Here is a 17,991-nt window from a genome sequence, read left to right as displayed (position 1 = left end):
GAGCTATTCTTTGGTGATTTGTGGTGTGTGGTCTGGGGTTATGGTGGCATGCGGACACACTTTTCTTTACTTAACCCACATTTGGCACGAATCTGGCACGACTTGGCGCGGAGGAGAGGGCACCTCATCGCCGCTGCATGATCGGACGGGTGAACCGAAATTGCGTGATTTCCGCTTGGCCGAAACTCGCCTGGTGGGGCGACCTTGGCCAAAACTAGGTGGGGGTGTGGTGACACGGAAAATCAAGACCCTATAAACTTGGTCGATGTCCAACGCTGACTGGCGACACAGGCCGTCAGCAACCATGAATACACAGGAGAGTGCACTCGTGAAGAGCTCTGTTGAAAAGCTCAGCGCTACCCGCACCAAGATCACCGTCGAGGTACCCTTCGACGAGCTCAAGCCGGAGTTCGACAAGGCGTATGCCTCCCTGAGCCAGCAGGTCAGCATCCCTGGCTTCCGCAAGGGCAAGGTCCCGGCGAAGATCATCGAGACCCGTCTCGGCCGCGGCGTGGTCCTCGACCAGGTGATCAACGAAATGCTGCCGTCCCGCTACAGCCAGGCTGTCGAGGAGCACGACGTCAAGGCTCTCGGCCAGCCGGAGATCGACATCACCGAGCTGAAGGACGGCGAGTCCGTCACCTTCACCGCCGAGGTCGACGTCCGTCCGGAGATTGAGGTCCCAGACTTCTCCGACATCTCCGTTGAGGTCGACGCCATCAAGGCCGACGATGAGGCCGTCGAAGGCGAGCTGAAGAACCTGCAGGCTCGCTTCGGCACCCTGAAGTCCGTTGACCGCAAGGTCAAGAAGGGCGACTTCGTCTCCATCGACCTGTCCGCCACCGTTGACGGCGAGACCGTGGACGAGGCCACCACCGAGGGCCTGTCCCACGAGGTCGGTAACGACTCCCTCATCGAGGGCCTGGACGACGCCCTGGTCGGCATGAAGGCCGGCGAGGAGTCCACCTTCACCTCCAAGCTGGTTGCCGGCGAGCACGCCGACGAAGAGGCAGAGGTCACCGTCAAGGTCGGCTCCGTCAAGGAGCGCGAGCTGCCGGAGCTGGACGACGACTTCGCACAGCTGGCATCCGAGTTCGACACCCTGGACGAGCTCAAGGACTCCCTGGCAACCCAGGTCGAGGAGCAGCTGAAGAACGGCCAGGCCGGCCAGATCCGCGACAAGGTCCTCGAGGCTGCGCTCGAAAAGGTCGAGGTTCCACTGCCGCAGTCCGTGGTTGACGAGCAGGTGCAGGGCCAGATCCAGCAGCTCATCGGCCAGTTCGGTGGCGACGAGAAGGTCTTCGAGCAGATGCTCGCAGCTCAGGACATCACCCGCGAGAAGTTCGAGGAAGATGCCCGCGAGGCCGCCGAGGGCTCCGTCCGCACCCAGCTGTTCCTGGACGCCCTGGCTGACGTCGAGCAGCCGGAGGTCTCCCAGGAGGAGCTGATGGACCACATCGGCTTCACCGCTGCCCAGTACGGCATGGACCCGAACCAGTTCATCATGCAGCTGCAGCAGGCCGGTCAGATTGGCAGCCTGTTCGCCGACGTCCGCCGCGGCAAGGCTCTGGCGATCAACATCTCCAAGAGCTCCGTGAAGGACTCCGAGGGCAACGAGATCGACCCGAAGCAGTTCTTCGGCACCGAGGAGGAGTCCGAGAAGGCCGAGGAGGCCAAGAAGGACGAGAAGCCGAAGAAGGCCGCTAAGAAGTCTTCCGCGAAGAAGACCACCAAGAAGGCTGCTAAGAAGTCCACGGCGAAGAAGACGACCAAGAAGTCGACCGCCAAGAAGTCCACGGCGAAGAAGACCACCAAGAAGACGACCGCCAAGAAGACGACCAAGAAGGCCGCAGCGAAGAAGACCACGAAGAAGGCTGCAGCCAAGAAGAGCGAGGATAAGTAAACCTCGCGCACGCTAGCCACCCGGCCTGCCTAGCCTGACTCGGTTCGGTGAGCGCCGGTGGCGTCGTGACACTAAAGCAACGGCTTTGACCGACCGCTTTGACGCAGCACCCCTGGAGGAATACTCCGGGGGTGCTGTGCGCTTAAAGCGAACAGGGGCTTTTCATCGGGCACGACCCGAGGGTTAGTCGCTACTGTGGAAGCCACAAAGAATAAACCAATGAACGAAAAGGGGCACAATGAGCAGTCTTTCGAGCAGCCTCATGTCCGCCGACACGGCTGGGATGAACCTCAACGACTCAGTCTTCGAGCGTCTGCTGCGCGAGCGCATCATCTTCCTGGGTAGCCAGGTCGACGACGAAATCGCGAACAAGCTCTGCGCTCAGATCCTGCTGCTGGCAGCCGAGGACCCGGAGAAGGACATCTCCCTGTACATCAACTCGCCAGGTGGCTCCGTCACCGCGGGTATGGCCATCTTCGACACCATGCAGTACGCGCCCTGCGACATCGCCACCTACGGCATGGGCCTGGCCGCATCCATGGGCCAGTTCCTGCTCTCCGCGGGCACGAAGGGCAAGCGCTACGCTCTGCCGCACGCCCGCATCATGATGCACCAGCCTTCCGCCGGCGTGGGCGGCACCGCGGCCGACATCGCCATCCAGGCGGAGCAGTTTGCACACACCAAGCGTGAAATGGCGGAGCTGATCGCTGGCTTCACCGGCCAGACCGTCGAGCAGATTACGAAGGACTCCGACCGCGACCGCTGGTTCACCGCCGAGCAGGCCAAGGACTACGGCTTCGTCGACCACGTCATCAGCTCTGCGAAGGAGAAGTAAAGAATGAAGATGCCAGAATCGCGCTACATCCTGCCATCCTTCGTTGAGCACTCCAGCTACGGGGCGAAGGAATCCAACCCGTACAACAAGCTCTTCGAAGAGCGGATCATCTTCCTGGGCACCCAGGTGGACGACGCCGCGGCCAACGACATCATGGCCCAGCTGCTCGTCCTGGAGGGGCTCGACCCGGACCGCGACATCACGATGTACATCAACTCGCCTGGTGGTTCCTTCACCAGCCTGATGGCCATCTACGACACGATGCAGTACGTCCGCCCGGACGTGCAGACCGTCTGCCTCGGCCAGGCAGCCTCTGCCGCCGCCGTGCTGCTCGCCGCGGGTACCCCGGGCAAGCGCGCCGCGCTCCCGAACGCCCGCGTGCTGATCCACCAGCCGGCCTCCGGCGGCGTGCAGGGCCAGGTCTCCGACCTGGAGATCCAGGCCAACGAGATCGAGCGCATGCGCCAGCTGATGGAGACCACCCTGGCGCGCCACACCGGTAAGTCCGCGGAGCAGATCCGCATCGACACCGACCGCGACAAGATCCTGGACGCCGAGGCCGCTAAGGAATACGGCATCATCGACCAGGTCTTCGAGTACCGGAAGCTCTCCGCTCAGGAGTAGCGGTCGATAGTTTCCGTGAGGCCCGGCTTCACGGCTCCCGCGACCGGGGCTGGTGATCCCAGCCCCTCAAGCCCCGCAGTGTTGCTCAGTCAGCGCAGCGGGGTTTTTGGGTAGTGTTGGATACCCCGCCGTAGCACCACCAATTTCTCAGAAAGACTGGTTCTCACAGATGCAAGAAAGCGCAGAGCTGCTGAAGTGCTCGTTTTGCGGCAAGAGCCAAAAACAAGTCCGCAAACTCATCGCTGGCCCCGGGGTCTACATCTGCGATGAATGCATTGAACTCTGCAACGAGATCATCGAGGAAGAGCTGGTAGCCACCAGCGCGCAGGAGCCACAGGGCAAGCTGCCGACCCCGTCCGAGATTTCCGCTTTCCTGGACAAGTACGTCATCGGCCAGGATGAAGCGAAGCGCACCCTCGCGGTGGCTGTCTACAACCACTACAAGCGCATCCAGGTTGAAGAGGCCAACGCGCTGGCCCGCCGCAACGACGACGAGGTCGAGCTCTCTAAGTCCAATATCCTCATGCTGGGGCCCACCGGCTCCGGTAAGACGTACCTGGCGCAGTCCCTGGCACGCATGTTGGACGTCCCCTTCGCCATCGCGGACGCGACCTCGCTGACCGAGGCCGGTTACGTGGGCGAGGACGTCGAGAACATCCTGCTGAAGCTGCTGCAGAGCGCCGACTTCGACGTCGAGAAGGCACAGCGCGGCATCATCTACATCGACGAGGTGGACAAGATCGGCCGGAAGTCCGAGAACCCGTCGATCACGCGCGACGTCTCCGGCGAGGGCGTGCAGCAGGCGTTGCTGAAGATCCTGGAGGGTACGGTCGCTGCCGTCCCGCCGCAGGGTGGGCGCAAGCACCCGAACCAGGAGTTCATCCAGTTCGACACGAAGAACGTGCTCTTCATCGTCGCGGGTGCGTTCGCGGGCCTGGAGAAGGTCATCGAGGATCGCCGCGGCAAGAAGGGCCTGGGCTTCGGTGCGGAGGTCACCTCCAAGAACGACCAGGTCAAGGACCCGTTCCAGTATGTGGAGCCGGAGGACTTGGTGAAGTTCGGGCTGATCCCAGAGGTCATTGGCCGCCTGCCGGTGGTTACCCACGTCGGACACCTGGACGAGGACGCGCTGGTGCAGGTGCTCACCGAGCCGAAGAACGCCCTGGTGCGCCAGTACCAGCGTCTGTTTGAGATGGACAACGTGCAGCTGGCATTCGAGGACGGCGCGCTGCGCGAGGTTGCCCGCCAGGCGCTCGCGCGGGAGACCGGCGCGCGCGGGTTGCGCTCCATCATGGAGCGGATCCTGCTGCCGATCATGTACTCCATCCCCGAGGAGGAGGACATTGCCGAGGTGTTGATCACCGAGGCTGCCGCGAAGGGTGAATCCGAGCCGACCCGCCTGACCCACGAGGAGGTCGCCGAGCGGGATAAGCGCTCCGCTTAGGCAGCGCGCCAGGGGGACAAGGCGACTAGGGGTCGCGGTCCACGAGGGGGCAGTGAACCGCGACCCACCCTGTGCACCGCGTGGGGTCGGGCGGTCGGTTGGCGGGGCTACTCCTGCCAGAACTCCTCGGAGTCGTAGAGGCTCGCGGCAACCGATTCGCCCACAATCTCGGAGGGGGAGGAGTGGGTATAGGAATTATCCTGCTTGGTCCGCATCGGCGTGGTGAGGAAGGCGACGACGGCGTCGCAGGCAAGTTCGGTGACCCCGGACTCGTTGTGCGGCTCGCGGACGTCCATCCCGTAGAGCGCGTAGAAGGTGTTGCGGTGCAGTGTGGCGAAACCGGATAGCCCCAGGATGAGGATGTAGACGTCCTCCGCGGACACCCCGGTGCGGAAGGCGCCGAGGTCGTGGCCTCGCAGGAGAGCACGGTCGATCTGGAGAATGACGGGGGACTGCTCGAGCACGTCGATACGGTTCGGCACGTCCGCTCGGTTGTAGAGGTTCTCCGCGGCGATCAGGCGCATGGAATCCGGATTGCGCTGCGCCCGGGCGAGCGTTTCGCGCACGAGGCGCCGCACTGCCTGCACCGGGGTGAGGCTGGCGATGTCGTCCTCAAACTTCTTCGGTTCGGCTGGCCAGAGGGTTGCTAGCGCGTAGCGCAGGGCCTCCTCGTAGAGGTCCTGGTTATTACTCAGCAGGGCGTGCTTGGCGGGGAGGTTACCGGCGCGTTGGATCGCCACCAGCTGGGCCTTCGGGATATCCGTCCCGTATTCCACGGCGATCGGCAGGGCGCACTCCATCGCTCGGGCGTAGTCCACCGGGTCGAGGTCGTACCGGTGCGCCGAGTGAGGAAGATGGCGAGCTGAGTCGTCGGTCATTGTTCCTCTCCAGTCAAAACTATCTCTCCTCATCGTAATGACTGTTCGCGGGTAGGCTGGGGTCGGAAAGATCAATTGGGGGATATCGCCCCCGGTTGGTGCCCCCGATCCTGATTAAAGGCGGTTTCACTCATGGTTGATAACACTTCGCAGAACACCTCCGGTGCCTTGAACGTGGCGGTCACCGGCGCGGCGGGGCAGATCGCGTACTCCCTGCTGTTCCGTCTGGCGGCAGGCGAGATCTCCCCGGGACGGAAGGTGAACCTCCGCCTCATTGAGATCGAGCCCGCAAAGCGCGCCGCGGAGGGTGTGACCATGGAGCTGAAGGACGCCGCGTTCCCGCTGCTCGGGGACGTCACCGTCCACACTGACGCCCGGGAGGGCTTCCAGGACGCTGACGTCGTCTTCCTGGTTGGTGCGAAGCCGCGCCAGAAGGGGCAGGAACGCGCGGATCTGCTCGCTGCCAACGGTGCGATCTTCGGCCCGCAGGGTGAGGCGCTGGGTGAGGTCGCCCCGAACGCCCGCGTGCTGGTGGTCGGCAACCCGGCGAACACCAATGCCGCTATCCTCGCCGCCCACGCCAAGTCCGTCGCGCCGAACCGCATCACCGCAATGATGCGCCTGGATCACAACCGCGCGCTGTCCCAGGCCGCCGACCGCCTGGACGTCCCGGTCTCCGAGCTCTCGGGCATGGTGGTGTGGGGCAACCACTCGGCCTCCCAGTTCCCGGATGCCACCGCCCTGCGCGCGGGCGGCGAGCCAGTCTTCGAGAAGCTGGGCGCGGAGTGGGTCAGTGAGGAATTCATCCCGCGCGTGGCCAAGCGAGGCGCTGAGATCATCGAGGTCCGTGGCCACTCCTCTGCAGCTTCCGCGGCGTCCGCTGCCATCGACCACATGCGGGATTGGCTGCTAGGCACCGAGGGCGACGAGTGGGTCTCCGTCGCGCTGCCTTCCGACGGTTCCTACGGTGTTCCGGAGGGGCTGGTCTTCGGCTTCCCGTGCCGCAGCGTGAACGGCGAGTGGGAGATCGTCCAGGGCTTGGATCTGGGGGAGGAGCAGAAGCAGCGCATCGCGCGCACCCAGCAGGAGCTGGAAGAGGAGCTGGCTGCGGTGCGCGAAGCCGGCTTCATCGACTAGCCCCACACCGCTGTTCCGGCTGGTGGCTCGGGTTAGCCGACGAGCTGCCAGCCGTGTCCGCCCCGTCTACTACACTGGGATGAGTTCAACAGAATTTGTCCCCGAGTAAGTGATCAGGGTGCGATGACCAGCAATACTCCTGCAACGTCCCAGGGTGTCCAGCGCGGCGAGGATCGTTCGCAGCTGCTGCCCAATCAGTGGAACCCATCCGATGTGGAATCGGAGCTCTACGAAGGCTGGGTTTCGGCCGGCTACTTCAAGGCCGACGCGACGAGCGATAAGCCGCCGTTCTCCATCGTCCTGCCGCCGCCGAACGTCACCGGTCGGCTGCACATGGGCCACGCGCTGGATCACACTCTGATCGACGCGATGTCCCGCCGCCGTCGCATGCAGGGCTACGAGGTCCTGTGGCTGCCGGGCTCCGACCACGCAGGTATCGCCACCCAGACCCGCGTGGAATCCGACCTGAAGAAGCGCGAATCGAAGGACCGCTTTGATTACGGCCGCGAGGAGTTCGTCGAGCGCGTCTGGGAGTGGAAGGACGAATATGGTGGCCTGATCCAGCAGCAGATGCGCGCCATCGGCGACTCGGTGGACTGGTCCCGCGAGCGCTTCACCCTGGACGAGGGGCTGTCCCGCGCCGTCCAGACCATCTTCAAGGCCCTGTTCGACCAGGGCATGATCTACCAGGCCAACCGGATGGTCAACTGGTCGCCGGTGCTGCAGACCGCCATCTCCGACATCGAGGTCAACTACGAGGACGTCGAGGGCGAGCTGGTCAGCCTCCGTTACGGTTCCCTTAACGACGACGAGCCCCACGTCATCGTCGCGACCACCCGTGTGGAAACGATGCTGGGCGACGTGGCCGTCGCGGTGCACCCGGAGGACGAGCGCTACGCCGACCTCGTCGGCACCACGCTGCCGCACCCATTCCTGCCGGACCGCGAGATGGTCATCATCGCGGATGACTACGTGGACCCGGAGTTCGGCACCGGTGCGGTGAAGATCACCCCGGCGCACGACCCGAACGACTTCGCGATGGGGCAGCGCCACGACCTTCCGATGCCGGTGGTGCTCGACGAGACCGGCCACGTGTCCGGCACGGGCACGCAGTTCGACGGCATGGATCGCTTCGAGGCCCGCGAGAAGATCCGCTTGGCCCTCGAAGAGCAGGGCCGTGTTGTGGCCCGCAAGCACCCCTACGTGCACTCCGTCGGCCACTCCGAGCGCTCCGGCGAGCCGATCGAGCCGCGGCTTTCCCTGCAGTGGTGGGTGGATGTGAAGAAGCTGGCGAAGATGTCCGGCGACGCCGTCCGTGAGGGCGATACGACCATCTACCCGGCCTCCCAGGAACCGCGCTGGTTCGACTGGGTGGACAACATGCACGACTGGACCATCTCCCGCCAGCTGTGGTGGGGTCACCGCATCCCGATCTGGTACGGGCCGGATGGCGAGGTCGTGTGCTGCGGCCCGGATGATGAGCCGCCGACAGGCGAGGGCTGGCGCCAGGACGAGGACGTGCTGGACACCTGGTTCAGCTCCGCTTTGTGGCCGTTCTCCACGATGGGCTGGCCGGAGAACACCCCGGACCTGCAGAAGTTCTACCCAACCTCCGTGCTGGTCACCGGCTATGACATTTTGTTCTTCTGGGTCGCCCGCATGATGATGTTCGCCACCTTCGCGGACACGCTCGAGGGCTCCCCGCTGCACGGCAAGGCGAATGGCGAGGACCCGGCTGCTCGTGATGGGCGCCCGCAGGTGCCTTTCAAGGATGTCTTCCTCCACGGCCTCGTCCGTGACGAGCACGGCCGCAAGATGTCCAAGTCCCTGGGCAACGGCATCGACCCGATGGACTGGGTGCGCGACTACGGCGCTGACGCGCTGCGCTTCACCCTGGCTCGTGGTGCCAACCCTGGTGCGGACCTGCCGGTTGGCGAACACTCCGCGCAGTCTTCCCGTAACTTCGCGACGAAGCTATACAACGCCACCAAGTTCGCGCTCATGAACGGCGCTCAGATCGGCGAGCTGCCACCGCGCGAGGAGCTGACCGATGCGGACCGCTGGATTCTCGACCGGCTGGAGGCCACCCGCGCCCTCGTCGACGATGCCCTGGAGCGCTACGAGTTCTCCCTGGCTAACGAGAACCTCTACAAGTTCGCCTGGGGCGAGTTCTGCGATTGGTACCTCGAGATCGCGAAGGTACAGATCCCGCGTGACTGGGACTCCGCCACCGAGGAGGAATACGCCCGCGGCGTGAACACCCAGGTAGTGCTTGGTCGCGTCCTCGACGCGGTGCTGCGCCTGCTGCACCCGGCGATGCCTTTCGTCACGGAGACGCTGTGGACCGCCCTGACCAAGGACGTCGAGGGCTACCCGGAGTCCCTGGTCATCGCCGAGTGGCCGGACCAGTCCATGACCAATAACGGTGCCGAGCCAGACGAGCTGGCTGCTCGCCGCATGGCGGACCTGGAGAAGCTGGTCACCGAGCTGCGCCGCTTCCGCGCCGACCAGGGTGTCAAGCCGAAGCAGCGTGTCCCGGGCCGCCTGGACTTCGCCGCCGTGGACCTCGAGGAGGAAGAGGCAGCCATCCGCTCCCTGGCCCGACTTGAGGAACCGGGGGATGATTGGGAGACCACCGCCTCCATCGAGCTGCGCCTTAGCCAGGCCACGATCACCGTGGAGCTGGACACCTCCGACGCGGTGGATATTGAGGCTGAGCGCAAGCGCCTGGAGAAGGACCTCGGCAACGCTCAGAAGGAGCTGGATAACGCGGCGAAGAAGCTCGGCAACGAGAACTTCCTGAACAAGGCCCCGGAGCACGTCGTGGCGGATATCAAGGAGCGTCAGGTCGTGGCTCAGGAGGAGTTCGACCGCATCACCCGCCGTCTGGAGGGGCTGCCAAAGAAATGACCGATTCCACGGATCGTGATCTGAACACCACGCCGGCCGAGGATCGCGGCCACGGCGGGGCAGGGGATGCCGGTGCGGCCGAGCTGACCGGCCAGGAGGCGTCCGTTGCCGCGTCCGCCGTCGGGGGAGTGCGCCTCGACGAGCACGGCTTGGCGCTGCCCATCGATGCCGCCGGCGCGAAGCCCGGTGAGGAGGATGGTCAGCTGAGCGGCGACGACGCGCTGCCGCCTCGGCCCATCACGGAGGAGGATCTGGCGGATCTCGCCGCGGTCGAAGCCGAGCTGAACCAGCGCTGGCCGGAGACGAAGATCGACCCCTCCCTGGAACGCATCGAGATGCTCATGGACCTGTTGGGTAACCCGGAGCGCTCCTTTGCCACCATCCAGGTCGCCGGTACCAACGGCAAGACCTCCGTGGTGCGGATGATCGAGTCCCTGCTGCGGGCATTCCACCGCCGCACGGGCCGCACGACCTCCCCGCACCTGCAGCTGGTCACCGAGCGCATCGCCGTCGACGGCGAGCCGATCCATCCGCAGGACTACATCCGCTTATGGCGGGAGATCCAGCCGATGGTGGAGATGGTGGATGCGAAGTCCACGGCCGAGGGTGGCCCGCAGATGAGCAAGTTCGAGGTGTTGGTCGCCCTCGCGTACAGCGCCTTCGCGGACGCCCCGGTGGACGTCGCCGTCATCGAAACCGGCATGGGCGGAACCTGGGACGCGACGAACGTCGTGAACTCCGATGTCTCCGTGATCACGCCCATCGGCATGGATCACACGGACTTTCTCGGCGATACCCTCACCGAGATCGCCGGTGAAAAGGCAGGCATCATCAAGTCCCGTTGGGACCGTGAGGATCTGCTCACGCCGCCGGAGAATATCGCGATCATCTCGGAGCAAGAGCCCGAGGCGATGCGCGTGCTGCTGGAGCGTGCGGTCGAGGTCGACGCCGCGGTCGCTCGCGCCGGAGTGGAGTTCGGTGCCGTGGAATCCACCGTCGCGGTCGGTGGTCAGCGTCTGACCATCAAGGGGCTCGCCGGGACCTACGACGACATTTTCCTGCCGCTGTCCGGGGAGCACCAGGCTTGCAACGCTGCGACCGCCCTGGCTGCCGTGGAGGCCTTCTTCGGGGCGGGCGGAGACCGTCAGCTGGACGTCGACAAGGTGCGCGAGGGCTTCGCCACTGTGGCGTCCCCCGGGCGGTTGGAGCGCGTGCGCGCCACCCCGAGCGTGTTCATCGACGCCTCCCACAACCCGCACGGCGCGGCAGCTTTGGCGAAGGCGGTGGACCGGGACTTCGATTTCCGCCGCCTCATCGGCGTGGTCGGGGTGCTGGGGGACAAGGACGCCCGAGGCATTCTCGCCGCGCTCGAGCCGGTTCTCGACGACGTCGTCGTCACGGAGGTGCAGTCCCCGCGCGCCCTGCCGGTGGATGTGCTCGCCGAGTACGCCCGGGATGCCTTCGGGGAGGAGCGGGTCCACGTCGCCGAGCAGCTGCCGACCGCGGTGGAGACCGCGATCCAGTTGGCTGAGGACGATAGCGATGGCATGCTGGCCGGGGCCGGGGTGCTGATCACCGGCTCTGTGGTGACCGCAGGTGAGGCGCGAACGCTGTTCGCCAAGAAGCCCGAGTAGGACGCTCGAGTACACAGGAGGATTGGAAGCAGATGGCGCGCAAGCCGGCTGAAGAACTGGAGATGGGGCCACTCGGCCCGGGACACGCCCCAGCCAACGACCCGATGAAGGGCATTCGCGGTGTCATGGCGGGAACCCTGATCCTGGAGGGGATCGTCATGCTGCTGGGGCTGACCGTGGTCGGCCGCGTGGATTCGGGGCTGGGTCCGGTCTGGCTGCAGTTCGGCTACGTCCTGGCCGTGGCGGTGCTGATGTTCGCGGCGGCCTTCATGCAGAAGGCTGAGGCGGCGGACAAGATCAACTGGGGCCTGCAGATCCTGGCCCTGATCGGGGTATTCGCCAACCTGGTGATCGGCGTGATGGCCCTGATCTTCATCGGGGTGTGGTGGTACATCTACCACCTGCGTAAGGTGGTCCAGGAGCGCATGCGGCGTGGCCTGCTTCCGAGCCAGCACGTCTAGCGGCAACCATTGCGGAATGCTGCGCCGGGCAGGGGAACCCGGTGCGGCGAGGGTTTTAAGAATTCGCTATCCTTAGGAACCATGACTGAACGCACTCTCATCCTCATTAAGCCGGACGGTGTCGCTAATGGCCACGTCGGCGAGATCATCTCCCGCATCGAGCGCAAGGGCCTGAAGCTCGTCGAGATGGATCTGCGCACCGCAGACCGCGCAACCGCAGAGAAGCACTACGAGGAGCACAAGGACAAGCCGTTCTTCGGCGAGCTCGTGGACTTCATCACCTCCGCACCGCTGGTCGCGGGCATCGTCGAGGGCGAGTCCGCCATCGCTGCCTGGCGTCAGCTGGCCGGTGGCACCCACCCGGTCGAGGCAGCCACCCCGGGCACCATCCGCGGCGACTTCGCACTGACCGTCGGCGAGAACGTCGTTCACGGCTCCGACTCTCCGGAGTCCGCTGAGCGCGAGATCGCTATCTGGTTCCCGAACCTCTAAAAACTGCTCAACGCACAACGTCCCGGCAAGCCCACATAGGCTCGCCGGGACGTTTTCTTATGCTGCGGGGAGCGGTGCCGTTACTTGCTTGCTAGACCACGGGTGGCGCGGACGCTGTCCTGGTACTCCTGGCTAGCTTCTTCAGTCAGCGTCAACCACTGGTCGGTGCTACCGCGGTGTCGCATCTCGCGGATCCGCACCACCTGCCCGTGCGCATCGGCCCCGTTGAGGGCAGCCTTGACCTCGTGCTCGACGGCCCCGTGCGCGACCAGCTCCGCCACGAGCTCGCTTTCCAAACGCTGATAAATGCCGGGCACGAGCTCATCGGCATGCATGAAGGCCACGATGGCATCCGGACCCTCGAACACCTGGCCAGTCCCACGTGGCGCGGAGTCATCGCCCGCGTCGCCGAAGAGTTGTGGTGGCGCCGCATAATGCGTTGGGTGGTGCGCCCCGGAGGTGAAGTACCACACCATCCCCAACCCGGTGGCGATCGCTGCCGGAATGACGACCACCCACGGCGCCGCGGACTGCGCGAGGTTCAGTGCCACATAGGCTGCGGAGTAGGGGACAACGAAGCGCAGCACTTCGCGCCAGTTGAACTCGGTCCGCTGCAGCTTCGCATCCGGCTTGAGCGGATCGTAGTCGTTCATGCGGTAGCCATGCCGGTTGAAGAACTTCATATAGCCGAAGACCATCAGCCCCAGCAGAAAAGCAATCGCCACGAAACCCATCCACACTTCTGGCAGGGCAGAACAGGCGATGACGACGAGCGTCCACACAACGCCGAGGGCCCAACCAAGCACCGTGGAAGGTTGATGCTTCGCGTAGTGGCCTTGAAGCTGCTTCTCGCTGATCTGGAACATTCCATCAGGTTAGCAACCGGTGTAGACACGATTTCTCGGGACGCTGGCTACCTCCCGGCGGGGGAAGTTATGACAAGATGGGGGACAGGATTTTCCTTACACCCGTACCCACAACGACGATGCGGTTCGGCAAGGGCAATCCATCACACTTAAACATCGTTTGCGAGCACACCTCCATCGCCAGGCCTCCTTTGAGGCGCCCGGCCTCGGTGTCGCTCTGGCGCCTGGCTGGCGCAGCGGCCGTCGTTTCCACAGGTCCGCTGCTGTTCTCGATCTTTTTCTTTAGGACGCCGCCAGCTAGCGCGAGAAAAACTTTCAAGGAGAAACGTGGCTTTTACGCCGGAACCAGCGCTGATTGAATCGGCCGGAAAAATTAATACTGAAAGCTTCGGTCGCAGGGTGCGCGTGCACTCGGTGGCCAAGGAACTGGGGATCACCAGCAAGGAGTTCATCGCCGTGCTGGGGGAGTTCGGGATCACCGGCAAGGTGCCTTCCTCGACGCTGTCGAACGAGGAGGCCACCGACGTGGTCTCTCGTCTGGCTGGCGGGGGAGGGCTAACCCAGTCTGAGCAGCCAGCGGTGAAGGACGAGGCGGACGCCGCCGAGCCCGCTGCCGACAAGGCCGGGGACACGAAGAGCACTGCCAAGAAGGCGGGAGCCAAGAAGGCCGCTGCCAAGAAGAGCGCGAAGAAGTCCACGGCTAAGAAGGCTGCGGCCAAGAAGAGCGCCAAGAAGGCTGCCGCGAAGAAGACGACCAAGCGCACGGCCAGCAAGAAGGCGGAAGCCAAGAACGCCGAGGCGGAGAACGCACAGCAGCACCAGGCCGCTGAGGCGCCACAATCCCAGGCTGAAGAAGCGGCGTCCACGACCCCGGAGCAGCAGGCTTCTACAAGCGAGGAGGCTCCACAGCCCGCTCGCCGCCGCGTGCGCCGAATCGTGCGCCGCGTGGGCAGCCGCGCCATCCAGCAGGACACCGCAGCGAAAAAGGCGGAGGCCTCGTCCGAGGAGATGGCCGAGAAGCGGGAGCAGCCGAAGAAGGCCGAGCCGAAGAAGGCTGAGCCCAAGAAGAAGGAACAGAAGGCCGAGCAGCGCCCCGCCGAGCTTCAGCCCGCGGCCGAGGAGGAGACCCCGGCCGACCAGCTGCACCCGGGCGAGCGCGAGGAAGCGGACATCGTCGACGAGCCGGTGCGCCTGAAGGGCTCCACCCGCCTGGAATCCAAGCGCCGCTGGCGTGAGGAGAACCGCGAGCGCGGCCGCCACAAGGCCATCAGCCGCTCCGAGTTCCTCGCGCGCCGGGAGTCCGTGCACCGCCAGATGATGGTGCGCGACGCCGAGCGACACGACCACACCGGCCTGACGACCCAGGTGGGCGTCGTCGAAGATGGCCAGCTGGTGGAGCACTTCGTCACCAGCGACACCCAGCAGTCGATGATCGGCAATATCTACCTGGGCCGGGTGCAAAACGTTCTAGCCTCCATGGAGGCGGCCTTCATCGACATCGGCACCGGCCGCAATGCCGTGCTCTACGCCAGCGAGGTCAACTGGCACTCCCCGCACCTGCACTCCAAGTCCCGCCGCATCGACCAGGCGCTGCGCTCTGGCGACCAGGTGATGGTCCAGGTCATCAAGGACCCGGTCGGCCACAAGGGCGCCCGCCTGACCAACCGCATCAGCTTCGCGGGTCGCTACCTCGTGTACTTCCCGGGCGGCACCACCGCGGGTATCTCCCGCAAGCTGCCGGAGGCCGAACGCAAGCGCCTGAAGGAGATTCTGCAGCGCGTCGTGCCGGGCCAGGGTGGGGCGATCATCCGCACCGCTGCGGAAAACGTGGCCGAAGAGCTCATCGAGGAGGACGTCAACCGCCTCCACAAGCAGTGGCTGAACATCGAGAAGACTGAGGCTAAGGAGCGTAAGTCTAAGGGCGCGAAGCCCGTCACGCTCTACGAAGAGCCGAACATGCTGATCACGGTCATCCGCGACCTGTTCAACGAGGACTTCTCCGAGCTGCTCATCGAGGGCGATAAGTCCTGGCGCATGGTCCGCGACTACATGGGCCGCATGGCCCCGGAGCTGATGGACCGGGTGCACAAGTGGCACCCCGAGCAGCACGCCGACGAGGACGTCTTCGCCGCGCACCGCCTCGACGACCAGCTCGCCAAGGCGCTGAGCAGGAAGGTCTGGCTGCCCTCCGGTGGCCACCTGGTCATCGACCACACCGAGGCGATGACCGTCATCGACGTCAACACCGGCTCCTTCGTGGGCTCCGGCGGCAACCTCGAGGAGACGGTCACCGAGAACAACCTCGAGGCAGCCGAGGAGATCGTGCGCCAGATGCGGCTGCGCGACATCGGCGGCATGATCGTCGTCGACTTCATCGACATGGTGCTGGAAGAGAACCAGGACTTGGTCCTGCGACGCCTCATCGAGTACTTGGGCCGCGACCGCACCCACCACAAGGTCAGTGAGGTCACCTCGCTGGGGCTGGTGCAGATCACCCGCAAGCGCCTGGGCGCCGGCCTGCTGGAGACTTTCTCCACCACCTGTGAGTGCTGCGACGGCCGTGGCGTGATCGTGCACCCGGACCCAGTCGAGCAGGACTTCAACGAGGAGCCGGAGCGCCGCCGCCGTTCCTCCCGCGGCAATGGTCGCGGCCGTGACGAACAAGGCTCGAAGGAGCAGCGCAAGAATCAGGGCTCCAGGGACCAGGGCCGTGAGGAGCAGCGTGACGAGCGTCGCGAAGAGGCGAAGGGCCACGAGGGCAGGGGGCCCAAGTCCAGTGCCTCCCACGGCAAGGGGCGCGAGGATTCCCGGGACCACTCCAATTCCGAGGGGCAGGAGCGTCGCTCCCGCAAGCAGCGCCAGGGTTCCCAGTCTGGTTCTGAGTCCGCTGCGGAGAGCGGCGAGGGTCAGAAGCAGGAGACGAGGACGTCGCGCCGGGGCGGGCGCCGTTCCGTCAAGCGCCGCACCAGCTCCGCAGTCAACGACGCCACCGCCCGCGCCGAGCAGGGGTCCGCGGAGAAGAAGCAGCCTGCCGACCGATCGGGCGATCAGTCCCAGGCCGGCCAGGAGCGCGCTCCGCGCCGGGTGGTTCGCCGCATCGTGCGGCGCACGGCACCTAGCCAGCAGCGCGGTGGCACCGGCCAGCGCAAGTCAGCGGCGAACGCCGATGCCCCGGAGCTGAAGATTTCCTCCCGCGAGGACCGCGCCTCCGCGCAGCGGCATGAGCAGGAGAAGCCCGAGCGTGGCTCCCAGGGTGCGCGTCGCCGTGGCCGCCGCGTGGTTCGCTCTAAGCCAGCCGCTCGGCAGACTGGTGCCCGCCAGGCAGGCGAGTACAGCTCCCACAAGAAGGGGAAGGGCGACCAGCCTTCCGGCCAGAAGCGAGGCTCCGAAGGCGATCGTCGCAACGCCGGGGCGCGACGCTCTGGGACCCGGGGTGCTGGGAAATACGGCGCCAATACCTACGAGGAGGCGGTGAAGGAGTTCGAGAACTCCCCACGCCGTCGCCGTCGTACGCGTGGTAACTCCGTCTCGGATCGCCGCCCGCAGCCGGAGGACTTCGGCCAGCAGCCCGAGGCTGCCCAGCCCAAGGGTGAGCAGAAGCGGGAAAACCAGAGCGCCGGGAAGTCCGGGCAATCGGCGAAGGGGGAGACCCAGGGTCGGGCGCGCGGTCGGCGTCGCCGGGTGGTGCGCAGCAGCCCGCGACGCTAACCTCACGGTTGCGCTAGCGCCACGGCTGCCCGCTTGCCCCGCGGCTGTGCATCAGCCACCTCTGTGTGCTCGACCGCGGGCGGGGAGGGGGGCGTGTGCCGGTTTCGCCACATTCGTCCCACCCTTCACAGCCAGGCGGTTGAGCCGGGCGCTACCTGCGATGGGCTGGAAAAAGATTTTGGTTTTCCGGCCCCGGCTGGGTAGTATTGGGCAGTCGTTGTTCATCGCCTCTAATCGGGCGCGGCTTGTGATGCCGAAATGAACACACTTAATTTTGCATATTGTCCAGTCAGGATGCTCGCGTCGCACGTGGGATCGTCGTCGAGAGCTGCCTGAGTCGAAGAGATTTATAAGGGGTAGCCCTACCATGTACGCGATCGTCAAGACCGGCGGCAAGCAGTACAAGGTTGCCGAAGGTGACCTCGTCAAGGTCGAGAAGATCGAGGGTGAGCCAGGTTCCGCCGTGGCTCTCACCCCGGTTCTCGTCGTCGATGGCGCGGATCTGACCTCCGGCGACAAGCTGGAAAACGTCGCCGTGAACGCAGAGATCGTCGAGCACGTTCGTGGCCCGAAGATCCGCGGAATGCACTACAAGAACAAGACCGGATACAAGCGCCGCTGGGGCCACCGTCAGGCCCTGACCGTGCTGAAGATCACCGGCATCAAGTAATAACCGAGACGCGTCCGTGCTGAGTGCGCGGGTGCTCTTACTTCTTCCCGAGGAGGGAGACTCATGGCAACTAAGAAGGGTGCTTCTAGCTCCAGTAACGGTCGCGACTCCGAGGCAAAGCGTCTCGGTGTTAAGCGCTTCGGCGGCCAGCAGGTCAAGGCGGGCGAGATCCTCATCCGTCAGCGCGGTACCAAGTTCCACCCAGGTGTGAACGTTGGTCGCGGCGGCGATGACACGCTGTTCGCACTGAAGGCTGGCGCCGTCCAGTTCTCCACCAAGCGCAACCGTCGCCTGGTGAACATCGTGGAGGACGAGGCCGTCGAGGCTTAAGGCCCGCGGTTTTTCAAAACCTCACGAGCACGAAGCTCCCGCACTTTCCGCCCCACCGGGGCGAGGGCGGGAGCTTCTTTGCATTATTCGCTAAAATTT

Annotated in this window: 14 protein-coding genes; 12 read left to right on the top strand and 2 right to left on the bottom strand. The window is 65.0% G+C overall.

From position 1 onward, the window contains the following. Positions 1–328 precede the first annotated feature (328 nt). From tig to clpX, 4 genes are all read left to right on the top strand, one after another. On the top strand, positions 329–1,903 hold the full coding sequence (tig, locus tag QP140_RS02740) for a trigger factor (RefSeq protein WP_284757988.1): 1,575 nt from the start codon (positions 329–331) through the stop codon (positions 1,901–1,903). A 262-nt stretch (positions 1,904–2,165) separates the two neighbouring features. After that, positions 2,166–2,738, top strand: a complete 573-nt coding sequence (locus QP140_RS02735) for an ATP-dependent Clp protease proteolytic subunit (protein WP_210398556.1) — start codon at positions 2,166–2,168, stop codon at positions 2,736–2,738. A gap of 3 nt (positions 2,739–2,741) precedes the next feature. Further along, complete coding sequence (locus QP140_RS02730) at positions 2,742–3,362, top strand: ATP-dependent Clp protease proteolytic subunit (RefSeq protein WP_070757576.1); 621 nt, start codon at positions 2,742–2,744, stop codon at positions 3,360–3,362. A 169-nt stretch (positions 3,363–3,531) separates the two neighbouring features. Continuing rightward, the gene (gene clpX, locus QP140_RS02725) at positions 3,532–4,806 is read left to right on the top strand and encodes an ATP-dependent Clp protease ATP-binding subunit ClpX (protein WP_070757578.1); all 1,275 of its coding nucleotides are present in this window, start codon (positions 3,532–3,534) and stop codon (positions 4,804–4,806) included. A gap of 107 nt (positions 4,807–4,913) precedes the next feature. On the opposite strand, the gene QP140_RS02720 is transcribed toward clpX, so the two are convergent. Next, positions 4,914–5,684 carry a hypothetical protein gene (locus QP140_RS02720; protein WP_284757987.1) on the bottom strand — a complete coding sequence of 257 codons (771 nt, stop codon included), beginning with the start codon at positions 5,682–5,684 and terminating at the stop codon, positions 4,914–4,916. Between the two features lie 132 nt (positions 5,685–5,816). On the opposite strand from QP140_RS02720, the gene QP140_RS02715 reads away from it, so the two are divergent. The 5 genes from QP140_RS02715 to ndk all read left to right on the top strand — a co-directional run bounded on the left by QP140_RS02715 (position 5,817) and on the right by ndk (position 12,318). Next, positions 5,817–6,821 carry a malate dehydrogenase gene (locus tag QP140_RS02715; RefSeq protein ID WP_284757986.1) on the top strand — a complete coding sequence of 335 codons (1,005 nt, stop codon included), beginning with the start codon at positions 5,817–5,819 and terminating at the stop codon, positions 6,819–6,821. Between the two features lie 123 nt (positions 6,822–6,944). Next, positions 6,945–9,731 carry a valine--tRNA ligase gene (locus QP140_RS02710; protein ID WP_284757984.1) on the top strand — a complete coding sequence of 929 codons (2,787 nt, stop codon included), beginning with the start codon at positions 6,945–6,947 and terminating at the stop codon, positions 9,729–9,731. Continuing rightward, entirely contained in the window at positions 9,728–11,365 is a 1,638-nt protein-coding gene (gene folC / locus QP140_RS02705; RefSeq protein ID WP_284757982.1) for a bifunctional tetrahydrofolate synthase/dihydrofolate synthase, read from the top strand. Before QP140_RS02710 ends, folC begins: the two co-directional genes overlap by 4 nt. Before the next feature lie 32 nt (positions 11,366–11,397). After that, on the top strand, positions 11,398–11,826 hold the full coding sequence (locus QP140_RS02700) for a DUF4233 domain-containing protein (RefSeq protein WP_284757980.1): 429 nt from the start codon (positions 11,398–11,400) through the stop codon (positions 11,824–11,826). Positions 11,827–11,907: 81 nt separating this feature from the next. Beyond that, positions 11,908–12,318: a nucleoside-diphosphate kinase gene (gene ndk, locus QP140_RS02695; protein ID WP_070757592.1), complete on the top strand. Its 411-nt coding sequence runs from the start codon at positions 11,908–11,910 to the stop codon at positions 12,316–12,318. A gap of 80 nt (positions 12,319–12,398) precedes the next feature. On the opposite strand, the gene QP140_RS02690 is transcribed toward ndk, so the two are convergent. Beyond that, the gene (locus QP140_RS02690) at positions 12,399–13,184 is read right to left on the bottom strand and encodes a hypothetical protein (RefSeq protein WP_284757978.1); all 786 of its coding nucleotides are present in this window, start codon (positions 13,182–13,184) and stop codon (positions 12,399–12,401) included. Between the two features lie 327 nt (positions 13,185–13,511). On the opposite strand from QP140_RS02690, the gene QP140_RS02685 reads away from it, so the two are divergent. The 3 genes from QP140_RS02685 (at position 13,512) to rpmA (ending at position 17,892) form a co-directional block, all read left to right on the top strand. After that, entirely contained in the window at positions 13,512–16,892 is a 3,381-nt protein-coding gene (locus QP140_RS02685) for a translation initiation factor IF-2 N-terminal domain-containing protein (protein ID WP_284757977.1), read from the top strand. Between the two features lie 367 nt (positions 16,893–17,259). After that, the gene (gene rplU / locus QP140_RS02680; RefSeq protein ID WP_012360616.1) at positions 17,260–17,562 is read left to right on the top strand and encodes a 50S ribosomal protein L21; all 303 of its coding nucleotides are present in this window, start codon (positions 17,260–17,262) and stop codon (positions 17,560–17,562) included. Between the two features lie 63 nt (positions 17,563–17,625). Beyond that, a complete protein-coding gene (gene rpmA / locus QP140_RS02675; RefSeq protein WP_012360615.1) occupies positions 17,626–17,892 on the top strand; it encodes a 50S ribosomal protein L27 in 267 nt (88 codons plus the stop codon). Positions 17,893–17,991: the final 99 nt, after the last annotated feature.

Source organism: Corynebacterium sp. UMB9976 (assembly GCF_030212265.1).
Lineage (GTDB): Bacteria > Actinomycetota > Actinomycetes > Mycobacteriales > Mycobacteriaceae > Corynebacterium.
This window is presented reverse-complemented; position numbering and strand designations above follow the sequence as displayed.

Excerpts from the sequence above, each read along its gene's own strand:
- QP140_RS02700 (WP_284757980.1), top strand. The coding sequence starts at position 11,398 with ATGGCGCGCAAGCCGGCTGAAGAACTGGAGATGGGGCCACTCGGCCCG.
- QP140_RS02735 (WP_210398556.1), top strand. The coding sequence starts at position 2,166 with ATGTCCGCCGACACGGCTGGGATGAACCTCAACGACTCAGTCTTCGAG.
- QP140_RS02730 (WP_070757576.1), top strand. The coding sequence starts at position 2,742 with ATGAAGATGCCAGAATCGCGCTACATCCTGCCATCCTTCGTTGAGCAC.
- folC (WP_284757982.1), top strand. The coding sequence starts at position 9,728 with ATGACCGATTCCACGGATCGTGATCTGAACACCACGCCGGCCGAGGAT.
- ndk (WP_070757592.1), top strand. The coding sequence starts at position 11,908 with ATGACTGAACGCACTCTCATCCTCATTAAGCCGGACGGTGTCGCTAAT.
- QP140_RS02715 (WP_284757986.1), top strand. The coding sequence starts at position 5,817 with ATGGTTGATAACACTTCGCAGAACACCTCCGGTGCCTTGAACGTGGCG.
- rplU (WP_012360616.1), top strand. The coding sequence starts at position 17,260 with ATGTACGCGATCGTCAAGACCGGCGGCAAGCAGTACAAGGTTGCCGAA.
- QP140_RS02710 (WP_284757984.1), top strand. The coding sequence starts at position 6,945 with ATGACCAGCAATACTCCTGCAACGTCCCAGGGTGTCCAGCGCGGCGAG.
- clpX (WP_070757578.1), top strand. The coding sequence starts at position 3,532 with ATGCAAGAAAGCGCAGAGCTGCTGAAGTGCTCGTTTTGCGGCAAGAGC.
- rpmA (WP_012360615.1), top strand. The coding sequence starts at position 17,626 with ATGGCAACTAAGAAGGGTGCTTCTAGCTCCAGTAACGGTCGCGACTCC.
- QP140_RS02690 (WP_284757978.1), bottom strand. The coding sequence starts at position 13,184 with ATGTTCCAGATCAGCGAGAAGCAGCTTCAAGGCCACTACGCGAAGCAT.
- QP140_RS02720 (WP_284757987.1), bottom strand. The coding sequence starts at position 5,684 with ATGACCGACGACTCAGCTCGCCATCTTCCTCACTCGGCGCACCGGTAC.